Origin of the sequence: Streptomyces plumbidurans (genome assembly GCF_019857225.1) — a bacterium.
GTDB lineage: Bacteria > Actinomycetota > Actinomycetes > Streptomycetales > Streptomycetaceae > Streptomyces > Streptomyces plumbidurans.
On record NZ_JAFJSY010000059.1, the window covers coordinates 38,182 to 54,334 of the forward strand.

The following is a 16,153-nucleotide window of genomic DNA, read 5'->3' on the forward strand; positions in this document are numbered from 1 at the left end:
CCGCGCCCGCGAGGGGTGATCCTGGAAGGGCGATGAACACCACCCGCTCCGGCCGCCCCGCTCTGACCCGCCCCGACGGCACCCCGCTGCGCGTCCTCGTCGTCGACGACGACCCGGACCTCGCCGAGGTGCTGTGCGGCGCCCTGCGCTACGAGGGCTGGCGGGTCCACTCGGCGGGCGACGGCGCCGCCGCCCTGGCCGAGGCGCGGGAGCTGATGCCCGACGCCGTCGTCCTGGACGTGATGCTCCCGGACACCGACGGCTTCACCGTGCTGCGCTCTCTTCACACCGTGAAACCGGATGTCTGCGTGCTGTTCCTGACCGCGCGGGACGCGGTGGAGGACCGGATCGCGGGCATCACCGCGGGCGGCGACGACTACGTCACCAAGCCCTTCAGCCTGGAGGAGGTCGTCGCCCGGCTCCGCGGCCTGCTGCGCCGCGCCGGCATGGCCCGCCAGCAGGAGGAGGGACCGCGGCTGATCGTGGGCGACCTCGTCATGGACGAGGATGCGCGCGAGGTGGCCCGCGCGGGAGAGTTGATCGAGCTGTCCCCGACCGAGTTCGAACTGCTCCGCTTCCTGATGCGCAACCCCCGGCGCGTCCTGAGCAAGACGCAGATCCTCGACCGGGTGTGGTCCTACGACTTCGGCGGCCGGGCCCACGTCGTCGAGCTGTACATCTCGTATCTGCGCAAGAAGGTGGACGCGGGCCGGGAGCCGATGATCCACACGGTGCGGGGATCCGGATACGTGCTCAAGCCGGTGTCCCCGTGAGGCTCCGCCCGCGCCGTCTGCCGCGGCCGCGCACGCTCCGGGCCCGCCTCACCGTCGGTCTGGTGGTGCTCCTCGCGATCAGCTGTGCCGCGGTCGGCCTGGCCGCCGTGTTCGAGCTGAACGGCTTCTTGACCAGCCGCCTCGACGAGCAGCTGGCCGAGACGGGCAACCGGTTCGCCGTGAGCCTCGAACACGGCGGCAGCCTGCCGGACGATCACGACGGCGACGAGCACGGGGACGACCGCAGACAGGCCACCAGCACCTTCGGCGCCCGCCTGGTCGGCTCCACGGTCACCTCGGCGGCGGTCGTCCGCCCCACCGGCATCGTCCACATCACCCCCACACCGCACGACAGCAAGGAACTCGCGGGCGTTCCGGTCGACGGCAGGGGTCACACCGTCGAGCTCTCCGCCCTGGACCACTACCGCGTGACGGCCACCCGGGGTCACGACGGCGACGTCCTGCTCACCGGGCTGCCCCTGGAGCCGGTGGAGGCCACCGTCCACCGCCTCGAACTGGTCGCCGCGATCGTGTTCGGCGCCGCCCTCACCCTCACCGGTGTCGCGGGCGCCCTGTGGGTGCGCTGGTCGCTCAGGCCGCTGAGCCGGGTCGCCGCGACCGCCGCCCGGGTCAGCGAACTCCCGCTGGCCAGCGGCGAGGTGGCCCTGCCGCCGCGCGCCCCCGAGTCCGACCCGCGCAGCGAGGTGGGCCGGGTCGCCGGTGCCTTCAACCGGATGCTGGGCCATGTCGAGGACGCGCTGACCAAGCGGCACGCCAGCGAGGAGCGGCTGCGCAGCTTCGCCGCCGACGCCAGCCACGAACTGCGTACGCCGGTCGCCTCGGTGCGCGGACACGCTGAGCTGGCCCTGCTGCACCCGGGCCCCGTGCCGCCGGAGATCACCCGCGCCCTCGAACGCATCGCCGCCGAGTCCGGCCGTATGGGGGCGATGGTCGACGACCTGCTGCTCCTGGCCCGGCTGGACGCGGGGCGACCCCTGGAACGCCGCCCGGTCGACCTGACGCGGTTGGTCCTCGACGCCGTCACCGACGCCCGGGCGACCGGCCCCGGTCACCGCTGGACCCTGGAGCTGCCGAACGAGCCGGTCACGGTCACCGGTGACGAGCACCGGCTGCATCAGGTGCTGGCCAATCTGCTCGCCAACGCGCGCGTGCACACCCCGGCCGGCACCAAGGTCACGGTGTCCCTGGAGACGCACGGCACCTCGGCCGTGCTCACCGTGCACGACGACGGCCCGGGCGTCCCCGACGACATCCGGCCCGGCGTCTTCGAACGCTTCACCCGGGCCGACCGCCGCCGCACCGACGCCCCCGGCGCGGGCGCGGGACTCGGGCTGTCGATCGTGGCGGCGGTGACGGAGGCGCACGGGGGCAGCGTCGGACTGGAGAGCCGCCCGGGTTCGACCACCTTCACCGTGCGGCTCAGTACCGCGTGATCGCGGTGCTCCCGCCCGCCGTACCGATCGCCATGTGCGGTGCCCGGCCGGGGCGGGCCCAGGTGAGGATTTTGCGCATCGGGTCGGCCGGTACGGACACACAACCGGCCGTCGCCCCGCGGCCGTTGACGTGGAGGAAGATCCCGGCCCCGCGGCCGTGCACTCTGCGGTGGTAGTTGAAGCCGATGACGAGCGCGTACGCGTACTGCGTCGGATACGCGACCAGATGCTCCGACTCCGAGGCGCGGCAGTCGGCCGGGCGCGGCTCGGTCCAGCGGTTGTAGGAGCGGGAGGCGTTGTCCTCGCACCACCATGAACTCTGGTGCACACGGCGGTACTTGTAGGACGTCCCGGAGGGTGCGGCCTTGATGCCGAAGGCGAAGGGAAGGTCGTACAGGCCGGTGGGGGTCGTGTCGGTGCTCTGCTTGCGGGAGGCGCCCTCCACCAGCCCCTTCGCCCCGAACCGGGCGGACGCCGAGCCCGTCTTCACCCAGTGCCCGCCCTGCCGGTCCCACCAGGTGACCGTGCCGGTCGTCGAGCCCCGGCCCGGCGCCACGGCGGTGATCAGCTGCGTACCGCCACCGGTGTCGGCCATACGGGCGGGCAGCGGGGCGCTCGCGGCCGAGGGCGCCGCGGGGGAGGAGGCCGACGCGGACGGTACGGCGCCGAGCACCAGGGCGGAGGCGGACGCCAGGGCGCCCGCGGCGACAGCGGTTCGCATGGCTCAGACCGTAGACGGCGGCAGCGGCAACGGCAGCCCGGGTAGGCCGTCCAGGCTCGTCGCGACATGCTCCTTCTTGGTGAAGTACGCGCTGAGCGAGGCGTCGTCCTCCCGCGCGAAGCGCTTGGCGTGCAGGTCACGGTCCTCGTCGTACGTCATGAAGGGGACCGCGTAGCCGCAGGTGTCGCGGATGAGCTCGGCGGTCACGACGATGATCGCGCGCAGGCCGTGCCCGTAGGCGTCGATGTCCGGGAAACGGGCGAGCAGTTCGCCGAAGCGGGGGTCGTCGCGGAAGACCGGCTCGCCGCGGCCGTGGACGCGCACGATGTTCGGCGGGCCCTGGAAGGCGCACCACATCAGGGTGATCCGGCCGTTCTCCCGCAGATGTGCGATCGTCTCGGCGTTGGATCCGGCGAAGTCCAGATAGGCCACGGTGCGTTCGTCGAGCACCGCGAAGGAGCCCTTGAGGCCCTTGGGGGAGAGGTTGACCGTGCCGTCGTCGGACAGGGGCGCGGTCGCCGTGAAGAAAAGGGGCTGCTCCTCGATGAAGGTCCGCAGCCTGCCGTCGATGCCCTCGTAAGTTTTTCCCACGCTCGGCGATTATCCGCGCAAGTCTTTCGTCTGTCTAATGAATTACGGGACCCACAGCCCGGACCCCGGCCGTGGCCACCCCGGCCGGCGTTTCATCGGGGCGGCCACAGCGCCTGTCACCTCACTTGGTGAGCGTGCAGGCGGCCAGGGAGTCCAGGCCGGTCGGCTTCTCTGCGGTGCGGCCGATGGCGGTGGCGATGCGGTTGACGGTGGAGATCCGTTTGTCCTTGAGGGGGCCGAGGATGGCGTTCTGGACGAAGTTGGGTCCGCCCTGGCCGACGGTGGATTGCAGCCGTTTGTCGGCCTCGTCGATCTGGGTCTGCAGGAGGGCGAGGTTGCGGTCGACCTCGGCCTTGGCGGAGGCGGGGATCTCCGGGAGCTGGGAGGCGACGTCCGGGCAGGTGATGGTGCCGGGGGACGCGGCCAGGGTGCGGGCGCCGTCGTCCCCGTTGTTCTTGGACGGCGTTCCGGCGAGGGCGGTACCGGCGATCACCGCACCGGACAGCGCCACCGCGGCGGCGCCGCCGATGAGCGCGACACGACGCTTGTTGTACTTCGGAAGAGCCCTGGACATGCGGATGCCTCACTCGGGTCTGGAGTGACGGGTGCGTCACTGCTGTGTGGCCGGTGTGCACAACGCGGCGCCTGCGTTCACGGCAGAAGTACGAGAAAGCGGTTGCTGGCGTTCAAGCGCCTCCCCGATTGACGATTCATGCAGAGCACTGCATACTCATGCATGTCAGGGTGACGTGCACGGGCATAGCCTGACGGCGACCCGGCCCGACCGAACCCGCCGGGCCCGGCCCGGTCCCTCTGGTCCGACACCGGCCAACTCTCCTGAGGAGCAGCGCAAGTGAGCAGCAACAGCGGTGACGTTCGGCTCTGGGGCGGCCGTTTCGCCGACGGTCCCGCCGAGGCCCTGGCGAAGCTGTCCGCGTCCGTCCACTTCGACTGGCGGCTCGCGCCGTACGACATCGCCGGCTCCCGAGCGCACGCGCGCGTGCTGCACACGGCGGGACTGCTCACCGAGGACGAGCTGACCCGGATGCTCGCCGGGCTCGACCGGCTCGAGGCGGACGTGGCCTCCGGTGCGTTCGTCGGTACGGTCGCCGACGAGGACGTCCACACCGCCCTGGAGCGTGGTCTGCTCGAACGCCTGGGCCCCGAACTCGGCGGCAAGCTGCGCGCGGGCCGCTCCCGCAACGACCAGGTGGCCACCCTCTTCCGGATGTACCTCCGCGACCACGCCCGCATCATCGGCGGACTGATCGCCGACCTCCAGGACGCCCTGGTCGGCCTCGCCGAGGCCCACCCCGACACGGCGATGCCCGGCCGCACCCACCTCCAGCACGCCCAGCCGGTGCTGTTCGCCCATCACGTCCTCGCGCACGTCCAGTCCCTGTCCCGGGACGCCGAACGCCTGCGCCAGTGGGACGAGCGCACGGCCGTGTCGCCGTACGGCTCGGGCGCGCTCGCGGGCTCCTCCCTCGGCCTGGACCCGGAGGCGGTCGCGCGGGATCTCGGCTTCGAGCACGGCAGCGCCGCCAACTCCATCGACGGCACCGCCTCCCGCGACTTCGTCGCCGAGTTCGCCTTCATCACGGCGATGATCGGGGTGAACCTCTCCCGGATCGCGGAGGAGGTCATCATCTGGAACACGAAGGAGTTCTCCTTCGTGACCCTGCACGACGCCTTCTCCACGGGCTCGTCGATCATGCCGCAGAAGAAGAACCCGGACATCGCCGAGCTGGCGCGGGGCAAGTCGGGCCGTCTCATCGGTAACCTGACCGGCCTGCTGGCCACGCTCAAGGCCCTCCCGCTCGCATACAACCGCGACCTGCAGGAGGACAAGGAGCCGGTCTTCGACTCCTGCGACCAACTGGAGGTCCTGCTCCCGGCCTTCACCGGGATGATGGCCACCCTCACGGTCAACCGCGAGCGCATGGAGGAACTGGCCCCGGCCGGCTTCTCGCTCGCCACCGACATCGCCGAGTGGCTGGTCAAGCAGGGCGTGCCCTTCCGTGTCGCCCACGAGGTGGCCGGCGAGTGCGTCAAGGCCGCCGAGGCCGAGGGCAAGGAACTGGCGGACCTGACGGACGAGCAGTTCGCCAAGATCTCCGCCCACCTCACCCCCGAGGTCCGCAGCGTCCTCAACGTCCCCGGCGCCCTCGCCTCCCGCGACGGCCGCGGCGGAACGGCACCCAGCGCCGTAGCGATCCAACTGGCAGAGGTGAAGGCAAACGTGGCGGCGCAGCACGCCTGGGCGGCGGCGAAGAAGAAGGGCTGAGCGGCAAGGCGGCTTCTTATCGGGGGCGCGGGGAACTGTGCGAGCACCCACAAGGCACCCGCCACCGCCGACGCTCCGCAACCCCCGCCCTCTTCCGCGATGGTCGAAGGTCATCGCGGGTACGTTGGATCGGAAGCCGTACAGGAGCCGACCCACGGAGCCCGCGATGCCCTTCGCCCGACTGGCAACAGCGACCACCCCCACCTGCCACATCGGCCTCGGTCTCGCCGCGATCGGCCGTCCCGGCTACATCAACCTCGGGCGCGAGGAGGACCTCGGCGAGGACCGCAGCGTCGAGACGCTGCGCGCCCGCACCCAAGAACTCCTCGACGCCGCCTACGCCCAGGGCGTGCGCTACTTCGACGTGGCGCGCTCCTACGGCCGCTCGGAGGAGTTCCTCGCCGACTGGCTGACGGCCCGCCCCGGCTTCGACGACATCGTCGTCGGCAGCAAGTGGGGCTACACCTACACCGCGGACTGGACGACGGACGCGCAGCAGCACGAGGTCAAGGACCACACCCTCGCGACATACGAGCGCCAGCGCGCCGAAAGTGCCCAACTGCTCGGCGACCGCCTGGACCTGTACCAGATCCACTCGGTGACCCCCGACAGCCCGGCCCTCACCGACAAGGAACTCCATGCCAGGCTCGCGGAGGCGGCCGCGCAGGGCACGACCATCGGCTTCTCCACCAGCGGCCCGGCCCAGGCGGACGCCGTCCGTGCCGCCCTCGCCGTGACGGTCGACGGCGAGCCCCTCTTCCGTACCGTCCAGTCGACGTACAACATCCTGGAGACCTCGGCCGCCCCCGCCCTCGCCGAGGCGCACGACGCCGGACTCACGGTGATCGTCAAGGAGGGCATGGCCAACGGCCGCCTCGCGGCACCGCACGCCCCCGACGCCCTGAAGTCCGTGGCCGAGGAAACGTCCCTGGGCTGCGACGCGGTGGCCCTCGCCGTGATCCTGCGCGAACCCTGGGCCGGGGTCGTGCTCTCCGGCGCGGCGACGGTCAACCAGCTCACCTCCAATCTGCACGCGGCGGTCGTGGACCTGGAGGAGGACCAGCTCGCCCGGCTCGCGGCTCTGGCCGAGGAGCCCCACGCGTACTGGGCCAAGCGCAGCAGCCTTCCCTGGCACTGACGGCAGCGTCCTGACCCGCAACCCGTGAGTCACGTATGCCGCCGGTGAGACAAAGATGTCTCATCTGGGTTATCCTTGTGTCATGCCTGTCGACCGTGACCACGTCCTGCGCTCCGCCGCCGCCCTGCTGACCCGCAAGTCCACCGCGACGATGGACGAGGTCGCCAGGGCGGCCGGGATCAGCCGCGCCACCCTGCACCGGCACTTCGCCGGCCGCGACGCGCTCGTACGGGCGCTGGAGTCGCTCGGCATCGCCGAGTGCGAGGCGGCGCTGGACGCGGCCCGCCCGGACGAGGGCCCGGCGGCCGACGCCGTACGGCGGCTCATCCTGGCGGTGGAGCCCTCGGCCGCCCTGCTCGCCTTCCTCTACACCGAGAACCAGCTGTTCGAGGGCGAGCAGCAGCACGCGGGCTGGACCCGCATCGACGACCGCATCGCGACCCTGTTCCGGCGCGGCCAGGCCTCCGGCGAGTTCCGGATCGACCTCACGCCGGCCTGGCTGACCGAGGCGCTGTACGGGCTGCTCGCCTCCGGCGCCTGGGCCGTGCTGGAGGGCCGCGTGGCACCCAAGGACTTCACCTTCATGATCACCGAGCTGCTGCTCGGTGGCGCACTACGTCGAACGAACCAGTGAGAGAGGAATCATGACCAGCACCCTGCAGCCGGCGACCACGACCGAGGCGGTGAAGCGCCCGGGCCGCTGGCTCGCGCTGTCCGTCCTCGTGCTCGCCGTGCTGCTGGTGGCCGTCGACGCGACCGTCCTCGGTCTCGCGACCCCCTTCATCAGCGAGGACCTGAAGCCGTCCGGCACGCAGTTGCTCTGGATCGGCGACGTCTACTCCTTCGTCATCGCCGGACTGCTCGTCTCCATGGGCAGCCTCGGCGACCGCATCGGCCGCAAGCGGATCCTGCTCGGCGGCGCCACGGCCTTCGGCGCGATATCCGTCCTCAACGCCTATGCGACGACACCCGAGTTGCTGATCCTGGCCCGCGCCCTGCTCGGCGTCGCGGGCGCGACCCTCATGCCCGCCACCCTCGCCCTGATCCGCAACCTCTTCCACGACGCGCGCGAGCGCAGCCTCGCGGTGGGCATCTGGGGCGCAACCGCCTCCGCGGGCACGGCCGTCGGGCCGATCGCCGGCGGCTTCCTGCTGGAGCACTTCTGGTGGGGCTCGGTCTTCCTGATCAACCTGCCGGTGATGGCCGTCCTGGTCCTGGTCGGCATCAAGCTGCTGCCGGAGTCGAAGAACCCGGACCCCGGCCCCTGGGACCTGATCAGCGTCATGCTGTCACTGGTCGGCCTGATCGCCGTCGTCTACGCGGTCAAGGAGGCGGCGACGCACGGCTTCTCGTGGGCGGCACTGGGCGCGGGCCTGCTGGGCGCGGCGGCCCTGTACTGGTTCGTCCGCCGCCAATTGACGCTCCCGGCACCGCTGCTGGACATGCGGCTGTTCCGCAACCGCGGTTTCAGCGCCGCCGTCCTGGCCGACCTGCTGACCATCCTCGGCCTGTCGGGCCTGGTCTTCTTCCTGTCGCAGTATCTGCAACTCGTCCAGGGCAGGCCCCCGTTCGAGGCGGGACTGGCCGAACTGCCCGCCGCGGTGGGCGCGGTGGCGGCGGGTCTGGTCGCGGGCCGGACGGCCCGGCGCTTCTCGGTACGCGCGGTGGTGTCGGGCGGCCTGGCCGCGGTGGGTCTGGCACTGGCCGCCCTCACCCTGATCGACGCGTCGACGGGCTACCCCCTGCTGGGTGCCGCCCTGCTGGTCGTGGGAGTGGGCGCCGGCTTCTCCTTCACGGTGACGTCCGACGTCATCCTCTCCTCCGTACCGAAGGAACAGGCGGGCGCGGCCTCCGCCGTCTCGGAGACGGCGTACGAACTCGGCGCGGCCCTCGGCATCGCGCTCCTCGGCACGATCGTGACGGGCGTCTACCGCGGCTTCACGGCCCCGGCAGGCACCCCAGCGGGAGCACACGAGTCCCTGGGCGCCGCGACCGAGGCATCGACCGCGATGCCGGCCGAAACCGCCCACACCATGCTGACTTCAGCCCGAGACGCGTTCGTCGACGGCCTGTGCCTGGCATCAGGCGTAGGCGCGGCGGTCCTGCTCGCGACAGCGACGGCAGCGTGGTACCTGCTCCGCGGACAACGCCTCTAGGCTTTTGGTCTTTTGCTTTTAGGGGCGCGGGGAACTGCGCGAGCAACCCCAACGAACCCGCACCCGACAACGACCCGCTAAGCAGCTTTCGCCTTGGTCGCATACATGTCCACATACTCCTGCCCCGACAACCGCATGACCTCCGCCATCACGGAGTCGGTGACGGCCCGCAGCACATACCGGTCGCGATCCATCCCCTCGTAACGAGAGAACTCCATCGCCTCGCCGAACCGGACCGTGACCCGCCCGGGACGGGGGAGCCCCGACCCACCCGGCTGCAGCTTGTCCGTCCCGATCATCGCGAAGGGCACGACCGGCGCCCCCGTCATCAGCGTCAGCCGGGCGATGCCGGTGCGGCCCCGGTACAGACGGCCGTCGGGCGACCGGGTGCCCTCGGGGTAGATCCCGAAGACCTTGTTCTCCTCCAGCACACGGCGCCCGGTCATCAGCGCGGCGACGCCGCCCCGGCCGCCGTCGCGGTCGACCGGGATCATGCCGACGCCGGTGAAGAACCAGGCCATGAGGCGGCCCTTGAAGCCCTTGCCGGTGACGTACTCGTCCTTGCCGATGAAGAAGACCTGACGGTCGCAGACCAGGGGCAGGATCATCGAGTCGATGAAGGTCACGTGGTTGCCGGCCAGGATGACCGGACCGTCGCCCGGGATGTGCTCCGCACCCTCCACCCTTGGGCGGAACATCAGGCGCATGATCGGTCCGAGCACTGCCTTGATGAGCACGAAGCGGGACAACGGGCCCTCCGGTGTCAAGGGATTCGATATGAGTATGTGCAGGTGAGGACGATACTCGCGGAGCCGGGGGCTTTGCACATCGGGTTCACCCAAGTCCTGCGGGCCGTGCAGGTGCTGTTGACGCGTGTTTACCTGCGGTGACGTCCTGGTGCCTGCCGGTAACCACGCCGTCACGGTGTGACAGACATCGCGCACGTGAAAAAGGCGAGCCCTCCTCCGGGTCCTCTTCCTCCGGGTTCCCGAGCGACATGCCCCGTCACCCGCGTGTTCCGGCCAGGGTCTCCCTCGCGCCATGTCCACGCCCCTACGATCGGCGCGCATCGACCAGGCCGACGCGGAGGAGGCGCTCATGGGAACGCAGGACGAGCAGAGGGACGGCACCGGACGGCGCGCGCTCCTCGGTGCGGCCGTGCTGGGCGCGGGCGGAGCCGTACTGGGCCTGTCCGGGACCGCGAGAGCCGCCGAGGCGCACCACGGCGGCGGGCTGCGGAGCCTGCCCAAACCGACGATCATCGGCCACCGCGGAACCGCCGGCTACCGGCCCGAGCACACCTTCGGCTCCTACGAACTGGCCCTGGACCTCGGCGCCGACGTCGTCGAGGCCGGCGACCTGTGCCCCACCAAGGACGGCCATCTGGTCTGCCGTCACGAACCGGAGATCGGCGGCACCACGGACGTCGCCGACCACCCGGAGTTCGCCGGCCGCAAGACCACCAAGGTGCTGGACGGCGTCCCCACCACCGGCTGGTTCACCGAGGACTTCACGCTCGCCGAGCTGAAGACGCTGCGCGCGGTCGAGCGCATCCCGGCCAACCGTCCGCACAACACGCTCTACAACGGCCGCTGGGAGATCCCCACCTTCGAGGAAGTCCTGAAGTGGCAGGACGAGCAGACCCGCACGCGCGGCAAGCAGGTCTGGATCTACCCCGAGACCAAGCACCCCACCTACTTCCGCAAGCTCGGCCTGGGCGTCGAGGAGCGGGTCGCCAAGCTGCTGCGCAAGCACGGCAAGGACCGGCGGAACTCGCCGGTCATCGTGCAGTCCTTCGAGCCGACCAGCATCCAGAAACTGAACACCCTGATCGACAACCCGCTCGTCGTCCTGCTCTCCACGGCGGACAGCAGGCCGTACGACTTCGTCGACACCGGCGACCCGCGCACCGTCGCGGACCTGATCACCCCGAAGGGGCTCCGGGAGATCGCCGGCTACGCGCAGGGCATCGGCCCCACCCTCGACCTGGTCATCACCAAGAAAGCCGACGGCAGCCTCGGCGAGCGGACCACGCTCGTCGCCGACGCGCACAAGGTCGGCCTGGTCCTGCACCCGTACACCATGCGCAACGAGAACCCCTTCCTGCCGCTGCGGTTCCGCAAGGGCAGCGACGCCGACGGGTACGGCGACGCCTTCGGCGCCTTCGCGACGTACTTCGCGACCGGCATCGACGGAGTCTTCACCGACAACGCCGACACCGCCCTGCTGGCCCGCGCGGACTTCGTCAACGGCTGAGCGCCGAGCCCCGGTCGGGGTGATTCGCGGCCGCCCGGGCAACCCTGTGCCGGGCGGCCGCGTCGTGCTGCGTATGACGCACAACCTGGTTGCCGCCCTGCATCCGCTGCTCACGGCCGAGGCCTCCGCGGAGGCACACGCCTCCGGCACCGAGGCGGGCGACCTGGAACAGGCGGTCTGGCTGCGGCTCCTGGAGCATCTGGAGGAGGACGGCCCGCCCAGCGACCCGCACGACTGGCTGCGCAGCGCCGTCCGCTCCGAGGCGCGCCGCAGCCGCCGTACGAGCAGTGTCGAGCGTCCGTACGCCGGGGAGCCCGTGGACGACCTCGACCGCGACCCCGAGCAGCTGGCCCTCGCCGCCGCGAGGCGCCGGGCCCTGCGCGATGCGGTCCGCCGGCTGCCCGGCCGCTGCCCCCGTCTGTTGGAGGCTCTGCTGTCGCCGAAGGACCTGACATACCGGGAAATCGCGGGGGAGTTGGGTATCTCACAGGGAAGTCTCGGCCCGGAACGCTCCAGATGTCTGGGATGTCTGCGTCGATTGCTCGCACCGGAGGTTGCGACCCGCGAACCGCGGGGATAGGAGTGTTTACGACCGGCGATCAGGTGAGCGGGAGGCGTGCGCACATGGGCATGAGCGTGACCATCTCGGTGGCGACCGAGCAGGATGCAGAGCAGATCTTCAGGCTCCAGTACCTGTGCTTCCAGAGCGAGGCGGCGCTGTACGGCAACTACCGCATCGACCCGCTCGTCCAGAGCCTCGACTCGGTCCGCCAGGAGGTGGCCGCGGACTGCGTCTACGTCGCGCGGCTCGGCGAGGAGGTCGTCGGCTCCGTGCGCGGCAGCGTCACCGAGGACGGCTCCGCCTCCATCGGCAAGCTCTGCGTGCACCCCCGCCTCCAGGGCCACGGCATCGGCGCCCGGCTGCTGCGCGCGGCCGAGTCGGCACTGGCCGAGGAGCGCGGCGCCAAGCGCTTCCGCCTGCACACCGGCCACCGCAGCGAGAACAACCTGCGGCTGTACCGCCGCGTCGGCTACGAGACGGTCGGCACGTCCCAGGGCAGCGACGGCGTCCCGATGATCGTTTTGGAGAAGGCGGCCGAGGCATACGTGGCTACTGCGTGACCTCGCGGTTCCTGCGCAGCCAGTAGAGCGCGGACAGCGGCAGCAGGACGGGGATGAAGACGTACCCCATGCCGTAGTCCGACCAGACCGTGGCGTCCGGGAAGGCCGAGGGGTCGGCCAGGGTCCAGGTGCCGACGATCAGCACGCCCGCGAGTTCGGCGGCGCAGCACACCTGCGCCGCCCTGCGGGCCCGCTCGCCGCCGCGGATCAGGGTGTACGTGATGAACCCGTACACCACTCCCGCCAGCGCGGACAGGGAGTAGGCCAGTGGCGCCCGGTCGAAGTCGGTGGCGATCTGGTAGACGGAGCGCGACACCGCGCCGACGACCATCACGCCGTAGAACCAGACGAGCAACATGCCGGGCCCGCTGATGAGGCGCTTCGGCTTCTGTTCCACGGTGGTCAACTCACGCTCCCCAGATGTCAAAGAGCCGCACCTCGAGCACGGCCAGCACCACACCGCCGGCGGCGACCGTCACCGAGCCCCACCGGGTGCGCTCCGCCAGCGACATGAACCCCGCCGCCGGGACGCACGCGACGGCGCCGATCAGATACGCCACGAAGATCGTCGTGCCCTGATCCGGCTTCTCGCCCCGCGCCAGCAGCACGATCCCGACCACCAGCTGCACCAGGGCCAGCAGCGACACCACACCCATGCCGATGAAGTGCCAGTCCTTCGTCGGCTGATCGCGGTAGGCCGCCCAGCCGCACCAGACGGCGAGCAGCAGTGCGGCGACGCCGGTCACCAGCGTCAGGACATCAAGCATGCCGTGACCTTATTACGGGCCAAAGGCCCTGATGCCGCCGCCCCCGGCCATGGCGGCCGCGAGCGCCGCCGTAGGGTCGAAGGCATGAAGATCCACGCCCGCGCCCTGCTGTTCGACAACGACGGCACCCTGGTCTCCTCCCTCGACTCCGTGCGCCGCTGCTGGACCCGCTGGGCCGCGGAGTACGGCCTGACCGCCGAGGAGTTCGGCCGTGTCGAGCTGCACGGGCGCCCGGCCGTGGAGATAGCCGCCGATCTGCTGCCCGCGGACGTCGTGCCCGAGGCGGTGGCGCGGATCGAGCTGCTGGAGGTGGAGGACGTCCCCAACGGCGGCGTCCGTCTGCTGCCCGGCACCAAGGACTTCCTGGACGCGCTGCCCGCCGAGCGCTGGGCCGTCGTCACCTCCGCCACCCGCCGGCTCGCCGAGGCCCGGCTCGACGCCGTCGGCATCCTGCCCAAGACGCTGATCGCCGCCGACGACATCACCCGCGGCAAGCCGGACCCCGAGCCCTACCTGCTCGCCGCCCGGCAGTTGGGCGTCGACCCGGCCCACTGCGTCGTCTTCGAGGACGCCCCCGCGGGGCTGGAGGCCGGCCGCGCCGCGGGCATGACCACCGTGGCCTTGGCCACAACCCACCAGGCCCACGAACTGCGGGCGGACCTCGTGGTCGAAGACCTCTCGGCCTTGTCCGCACTGGTCAGCGATGCGGGCGTGGAGATCTCCGTACGCGGCTGACGCCTGTCCACCGCTGTCCGCGATGTGGACAGCGGTTCTTGGTCACTCCGATACGTCTGTTTTACTGATCGCATGACCACGACGAGCTGCCGCAGCACTGCGACCGAGGCGACCATGACGCCCGGTGCTCGTTGTATGTGTCGAATGCGCGCCTGCTAGAGGGCCCCCGCACCATCCCGCCTCGCGCCCCGAAGCGAGCCGCCGTGGCACGTCCGTACGCCCCGAGCCGTACGTGACCGAGATGCCCGCGCATGACTTCCCCCTTCGTACCAGGGCACACCCACGCCCGCGTACTCGACAGTGACGGAAACCCCAGTGATCACGACAACAGGCCTGACGAAAATCTACGGGGCCGACGGCTCCCGCGGCCGTCAGATCACCGCGCTCGACGGCGTCGATCTGCATGTCCGCGAGGGCGAGGTGTACGGCGTCATCGGCCAGTCCGGCGCCGGCAAGTCCTCGCTCATCCGCTGCATCAACCTGCTGGAGCGGCCCACCGCCGGCACGGTGAGCGTCGCCGGGCAGGACCTCACCGCCCTCGCCGGGCGCGGCCCCCGGGCCGGCAAGGAGCTGCGGCAGGCCCGCAGCCGGATCGGCATGGTCTTCCAGCACTTCAACCTGCTGTCCTCGCGCACCGTGCAGGACAACGTCGAGCTGCCGCTGGAGATCCTCGGCACCTCCGGCAAGGAGCGCTCCCGCAAGGCCCTCGAGCTGCTGGACCTGGTCGGCCTCGCCGACCGGGCGGGCGCCTACCCGGCCCAGCTCTCCGGCGGCCAGAAGCAGCGCGTCGGCATCGCCCGCGCCCTGGCCGCGGACCCCAAGGTGCTGCTCTCCGACGAGGCCACCAGCGCCCTCGACCCGGAGACCACCCGCTCCATCCTGCAGTTGCTGCGCGACCTGAACCGGCAGCTCGGTCTCACCGTCCTGCTCATCACGCACGAGATGGACGTCGTGAAGTCGATCTGCGACTCGGCCGCCCTGATGGAGAAGGGCCGCATCGTCGAGTCCGGGACGGTGAGCGAGCTGCTCGCGACACCGGGCTCCGAACTGGCCGCCGCGCTCTTCCCGGTGGGCGGCGAGGCCGCCGGTCCGGACCGCACCGTCATCGACGTCACATTCCAGGGCGAGGCCGCCACCCAGCCCGTCATCTCCCAGCTCTCGCGCACCTACAACATCGACATATCGATCCTCGGTGCCGCCATCGACACCGTCGGCGGCCTCCAGGTCGGCCGGATGCGCATCGAACTGCCCGGCCGCTACGAGGACAACGTCGTACCGATCGGCTTCCTGCGCGAACAGGGACTGCAGATCGACGTGGTGGACGCCTCGGACGCCAAGCCCGAGCTTGCCAAGGAGGCCGTCAAGTGACCTGGTCCGAGATGCAGCCCCTGCTGTCCCAGGCCTGTTGGGACACCCTCTACATGGTCGGCTGGTCCACGCTGATCGCCGTCGTGGGCGGACTCCCGCTCGGCATCCTGCTCGTCCTCACCGACCGCGGCGGACTGCTGCAGAACGTCGTCGCCAACAAGGTCATCGGGCAGGTCGTGAACATCGCCCGCTCGATGCCGTTCATCATCCTGATGGTCGCGCTGATGACCTTCACGCGCTGGGTCACCGGGACGACGATCGGCCGCGAGGCCGCCATCGTGCCGCTCGCCATCGGCGCCATCCCCTTCTTCGCGCGGCTGGTCGAGACGGCAGTCCGCGAAGTGGACGGCGGTCTGGTCGAGGCCGTGCAGGCGATGGGCGGCAACACCTGGACGATCGTGCGCAAGGTGCTCGTCCCCGAGTCACTGCCCTCGCTGATCGCCAGCACCACCACCACGATCGTCGCCCTGATCGGCTACTCCGCCATGGCGGGCACGGTCGGCGCCGGCGGCCTCGGCGACATCGCCATCCGCTACGGCTACCAGCGCTTCGAGACCGAGCTGATGTGGATCACCGTGGCGATCCTCGCCGTGGTCATCTCGCTCATCCAGTTCGCCGGCGACTTCGCGGCCCGCTCGCTGTACAACCGCGGCGGCCGCTCCGGCCGGGCACCGAAGCTGCGCCTGCTGAAGGCCAAGGAGCCCGCGGCGGCCGACATCGGCAAGGTCGCGTAGCCGCCTCACGGCACCACCGGCGCTCCCTCAGACTCCCCGCACCACCAACCG

At 70.9% G+C, this 16,153-nt stretch carries 18 protein-coding genes; 12 read left to right on the forward strand and 6 right to left on the reverse strand.

Features of this window, described 5'->3' with window-relative positions; genetic code table 11:
- Positions 1-32: 32 nt before the first annotated feature.
- Together JYK17_RS29925 and JYK17_RS29930 are read left to right on the forward strand one after the other, a co-directional pair.
- Positions 33-773, forward strand: coding sequence for a response regulator transcription factor (locus JYK17_RS29925; protein WP_108011597.1), 741 nt, complete (start codon positions 33-35; stop codon positions 771-773).
- Positions 770-2,227, forward strand: a complete 1,458-nt coding sequence (locus JYK17_RS29930) for a sensor histidine kinase (protein ID WP_222811576.1) — start codon at positions 770-772, stop codon at positions 2,225-2,227. Before JYK17_RS29925 ends, JYK17_RS29930 begins: the two co-directional genes overlap by 4 nt.
- On the opposite strand, the gene JYK17_RS29935 is transcribed toward JYK17_RS29930, so the two are convergent.
- From JYK17_RS29935 to JYK17_RS29945, 3 genes are all read right to left on the reverse strand, one after another.
- Positions 2,214-2,948, reverse strand: coding sequence for a L,D-transpeptidase family protein (locus JYK17_RS29935; RefSeq protein ID WP_222811577.1), 735 nt, complete (start codon positions 2,946-2,948; stop codon positions 2,214-2,216). The two genes, JYK17_RS29930 and JYK17_RS29935, sit on opposite strands and share 14 nt — an antisense overlap.
- A 3-nt stretch (positions 2,949-2,951) precedes the next feature.
- Positions 2,952-3,539 (reverse strand): pyridoxamine 5'-phosphate oxidase family protein, encoded by a 588-nt coding sequence (locus tag JYK17_RS29940; RefSeq protein WP_108011588.1) that lies wholly within the window; start codon positions 3,537-3,539, stop codon positions 2,952-2,954.
- A gap of 121 nt (positions 3,540-3,660) precedes the next feature.
- A complete protein-coding gene (locus JYK17_RS29945; protein ID WP_222811578.1) occupies positions 3,661-4,113 on the reverse strand; it encodes a hypothetical protein in 453 nt (150 codons plus the stop codon).
- A 279-nt stretch (positions 4,114-4,392) separates the two neighbouring features.
- Between JYK17_RS29945 and argH the strand changes: the two genes are divergently transcribed.
- From argH to JYK17_RS29965, 4 genes are all read left to right on the forward strand, one after another.
- The gene (gene argH / locus JYK17_RS29950; protein WP_108011582.1) at positions 4,393-5,826 is read left to right on the forward strand and encodes an argininosuccinate lyase; all 1,434 of its coding nucleotides are present in this window, start codon (positions 4,393-4,395) and stop codon (positions 5,824-5,826) included.
- A gap of 166 nt (positions 5,827-5,992) precedes the next feature.
- Positions 5,993-6,964: an aldo/keto reductase gene (locus tag JYK17_RS29955; protein WP_222811580.1), complete on the forward strand. Its 972-nt coding sequence runs from the start codon at positions 5,993-5,995 to the stop codon at positions 6,962-6,964.
- A gap of 82 nt (positions 6,965-7,046) precedes the next feature.
- Entirely contained in the window at positions 7,047-7,598 is a 552-nt protein-coding gene (locus JYK17_RS29960; RefSeq protein ID WP_219917675.1) for a TetR/AcrR family transcriptional regulator, read from the forward strand.
- 10 nt (positions 7,599-7,608) lie between these two features.
- A complete protein-coding gene (locus JYK17_RS29965; protein WP_222811581.1) occupies positions 7,609-9,120 on the forward strand; it encodes an MFS transporter in 1,512 nt (503 codons plus the stop codon).
- Between the two features lie 77 nt (positions 9,121-9,197).
- Here the strand turns inward: JYK17_RS29965 and JYK17_RS29970 are convergent, their stop codons facing one another.
- Complete coding sequence (locus tag JYK17_RS29970; RefSeq protein ID WP_108011573.1) at positions 9,198-9,869, reverse strand: lysophospholipid acyltransferase family protein; 672 nt, start codon at positions 9,867-9,869, stop codon at positions 9,198-9,200.
- Positions 9,870-10,218: 349 nt separating this feature from the next.
- Here JYK17_RS29970 and JYK17_RS29975 point away from each other — a divergent pair, with 349 nt between their 5' ends.
- From JYK17_RS29975 to JYK17_RS29985, 3 genes are all read left to right on the forward strand, one after another.
- Positions 10,219-11,376, forward strand: a complete 1,158-nt coding sequence (locus tag JYK17_RS29975; protein WP_222811591.1) for a glycerophosphodiester phosphodiesterase — start codon at positions 10,219-10,221, stop codon at positions 11,374-11,376.
- Between the two features lie 73 nt (positions 11,377-11,449).
- Positions 11,450-11,956: a sigma-70 family RNA polymerase sigma factor gene (locus JYK17_RS29980; protein ID WP_222811583.1), complete on the forward strand. Its 507-nt coding sequence runs from the start codon at positions 11,450-11,452 to the stop codon at positions 11,954-11,956.
- Positions 11,957-12,000: 44 nt separating this feature from the next.
- Entirely contained in the window at positions 12,001-12,498 is a 498-nt protein-coding gene (locus JYK17_RS29985) for a GNAT family N-acetyltransferase (RefSeq protein WP_222811584.1), read from the forward strand.
- Here JYK17_RS29985 and JYK17_RS29990 read toward each other — a convergent pair.
- Positions 12,488-12,904 (reverse strand): hypothetical protein, encoded by a 417-nt coding sequence (locus JYK17_RS29990; RefSeq protein ID WP_108011564.1) that lies wholly within the window; start codon positions 12,902-12,904, stop codon positions 12,488-12,490. The genes JYK17_RS29985 and JYK17_RS29990 overlap by 11 nt on opposite strands.
- Position 12,905: 1 nt before the next feature.
- A complete protein-coding gene (locus tag JYK17_RS29995) occupies positions 12,906-13,265 on the reverse strand; it encodes a hypothetical protein (RefSeq protein WP_108011561.1) in 360 nt (119 codons plus the stop codon).
- 84 nt (positions 13,266-13,349) lie between these two features.
- Between JYK17_RS29995 and JYK17_RS30000 the strand changes: the two genes are divergently transcribed.
- From JYK17_RS30000 to JYK17_RS30010, 3 genes are all read left to right on the forward strand, one after another.
- Complete coding sequence (locus JYK17_RS30000) at positions 13,350-14,000, forward strand: HAD family hydrolase (RefSeq protein WP_222811585.1); 651 nt, start codon at positions 13,350-13,352, stop codon at positions 13,998-14,000.
- A gap of 315 nt (positions 14,001-14,315) precedes the next feature.
- A complete protein-coding gene (locus JYK17_RS30005) occupies positions 14,316-15,368 on the forward strand; it encodes a methionine ABC transporter ATP-binding protein (protein WP_222811586.1) in 1,053 nt (350 codons plus the stop codon).
- Positions 15,365-16,102, forward strand: a complete 738-nt coding sequence (locus JYK17_RS30010; protein ID WP_108011552.1) for a methionine ABC transporter permease — start codon at positions 15,365-15,367, stop codon at positions 16,100-16,102. The genes JYK17_RS30005 and JYK17_RS30010 overlap by 4 nt, the downstream gene beginning before the upstream one ends.
- Positions 16,103-16,153: the final 51 nt, after the last annotated feature.

What these genes read in the sequence shown, in the direction of transcription:
- JYK17_RS29935 (WP_222811577.1), bottom strand. Translation starts at nt 2,948, where the DNA reads ATGCGAACCGCTGTCGCCGCGGGCGCCCTGGCGTCCGCCTCCGCCCTG.
- JYK17_RS29965 (WP_222811581.1), top strand. Translation starts at nt 7,609, where the DNA reads ATGACCAGCACCCTGCAGCCGGCGACCACGACCGAGGCGGTGAAGCGC.
- JYK17_RS29955 (WP_222811580.1), top strand. Translation starts at nt 5,993, where the DNA reads ATGCCCTTCGCCCGACTGGCAACAGCGACCACCCCCACCTGCCACATC.
- JYK17_RS29995 (WP_108011561.1), bottom strand. Translation starts at nt 13,265, where the DNA reads ATGCTTGATGTCCTGACGCTGGTGACCGGCGTCGCCGCACTGCTGCTC.
- JYK17_RS29985 (WP_222811584.1), top strand. Translation starts at nt 12,001, where the DNA reads ATGGGCATGAGCGTGACCATCTCGGTGGCGACCGAGCAGGATGCAGAG.
- JYK17_RS30000 (WP_222811585.1), top strand. Translation starts at nt 13,350, where the DNA reads ATGAAGATCCACGCCCGCGCCCTGCTGTTCGACAACGACGGCACCCTG.
- JYK17_RS29925 (WP_108011597.1), top strand. Translation starts at nt 33, where the DNA reads ATGAACACCACCCGCTCCGGCCGCCCCGCTCTGACCCGCCCCGACGGC.
- JYK17_RS29960 (WP_219917675.1), top strand. Translation starts at nt 7,047, where the DNA reads ATGCCTGTCGACCGTGACCACGTCCTGCGCTCCGCCGCCGCCCTGCTG.
- JYK17_RS29975 (WP_222811591.1), top strand. Translation starts at nt 10,219, where the DNA reads ATGGGAACGCAGGACGAGCAGAGGGACGGCACCGGACGGCGCGCGCTC.
- JYK17_RS29945 (WP_222811578.1), bottom strand. Translation starts at nt 4,113, where the DNA reads ATGTCCAGGGCTCTTCCGAAGTACAACAAGCGTCGTGTCGCGCTCATC.
- JYK17_RS29980 (WP_222811583.1), top strand. Translation starts at nt 11,450, where the DNA reads ATGACGCACAACCTGGTTGCCGCCCTGCATCCGCTGCTCACGGCCGAG.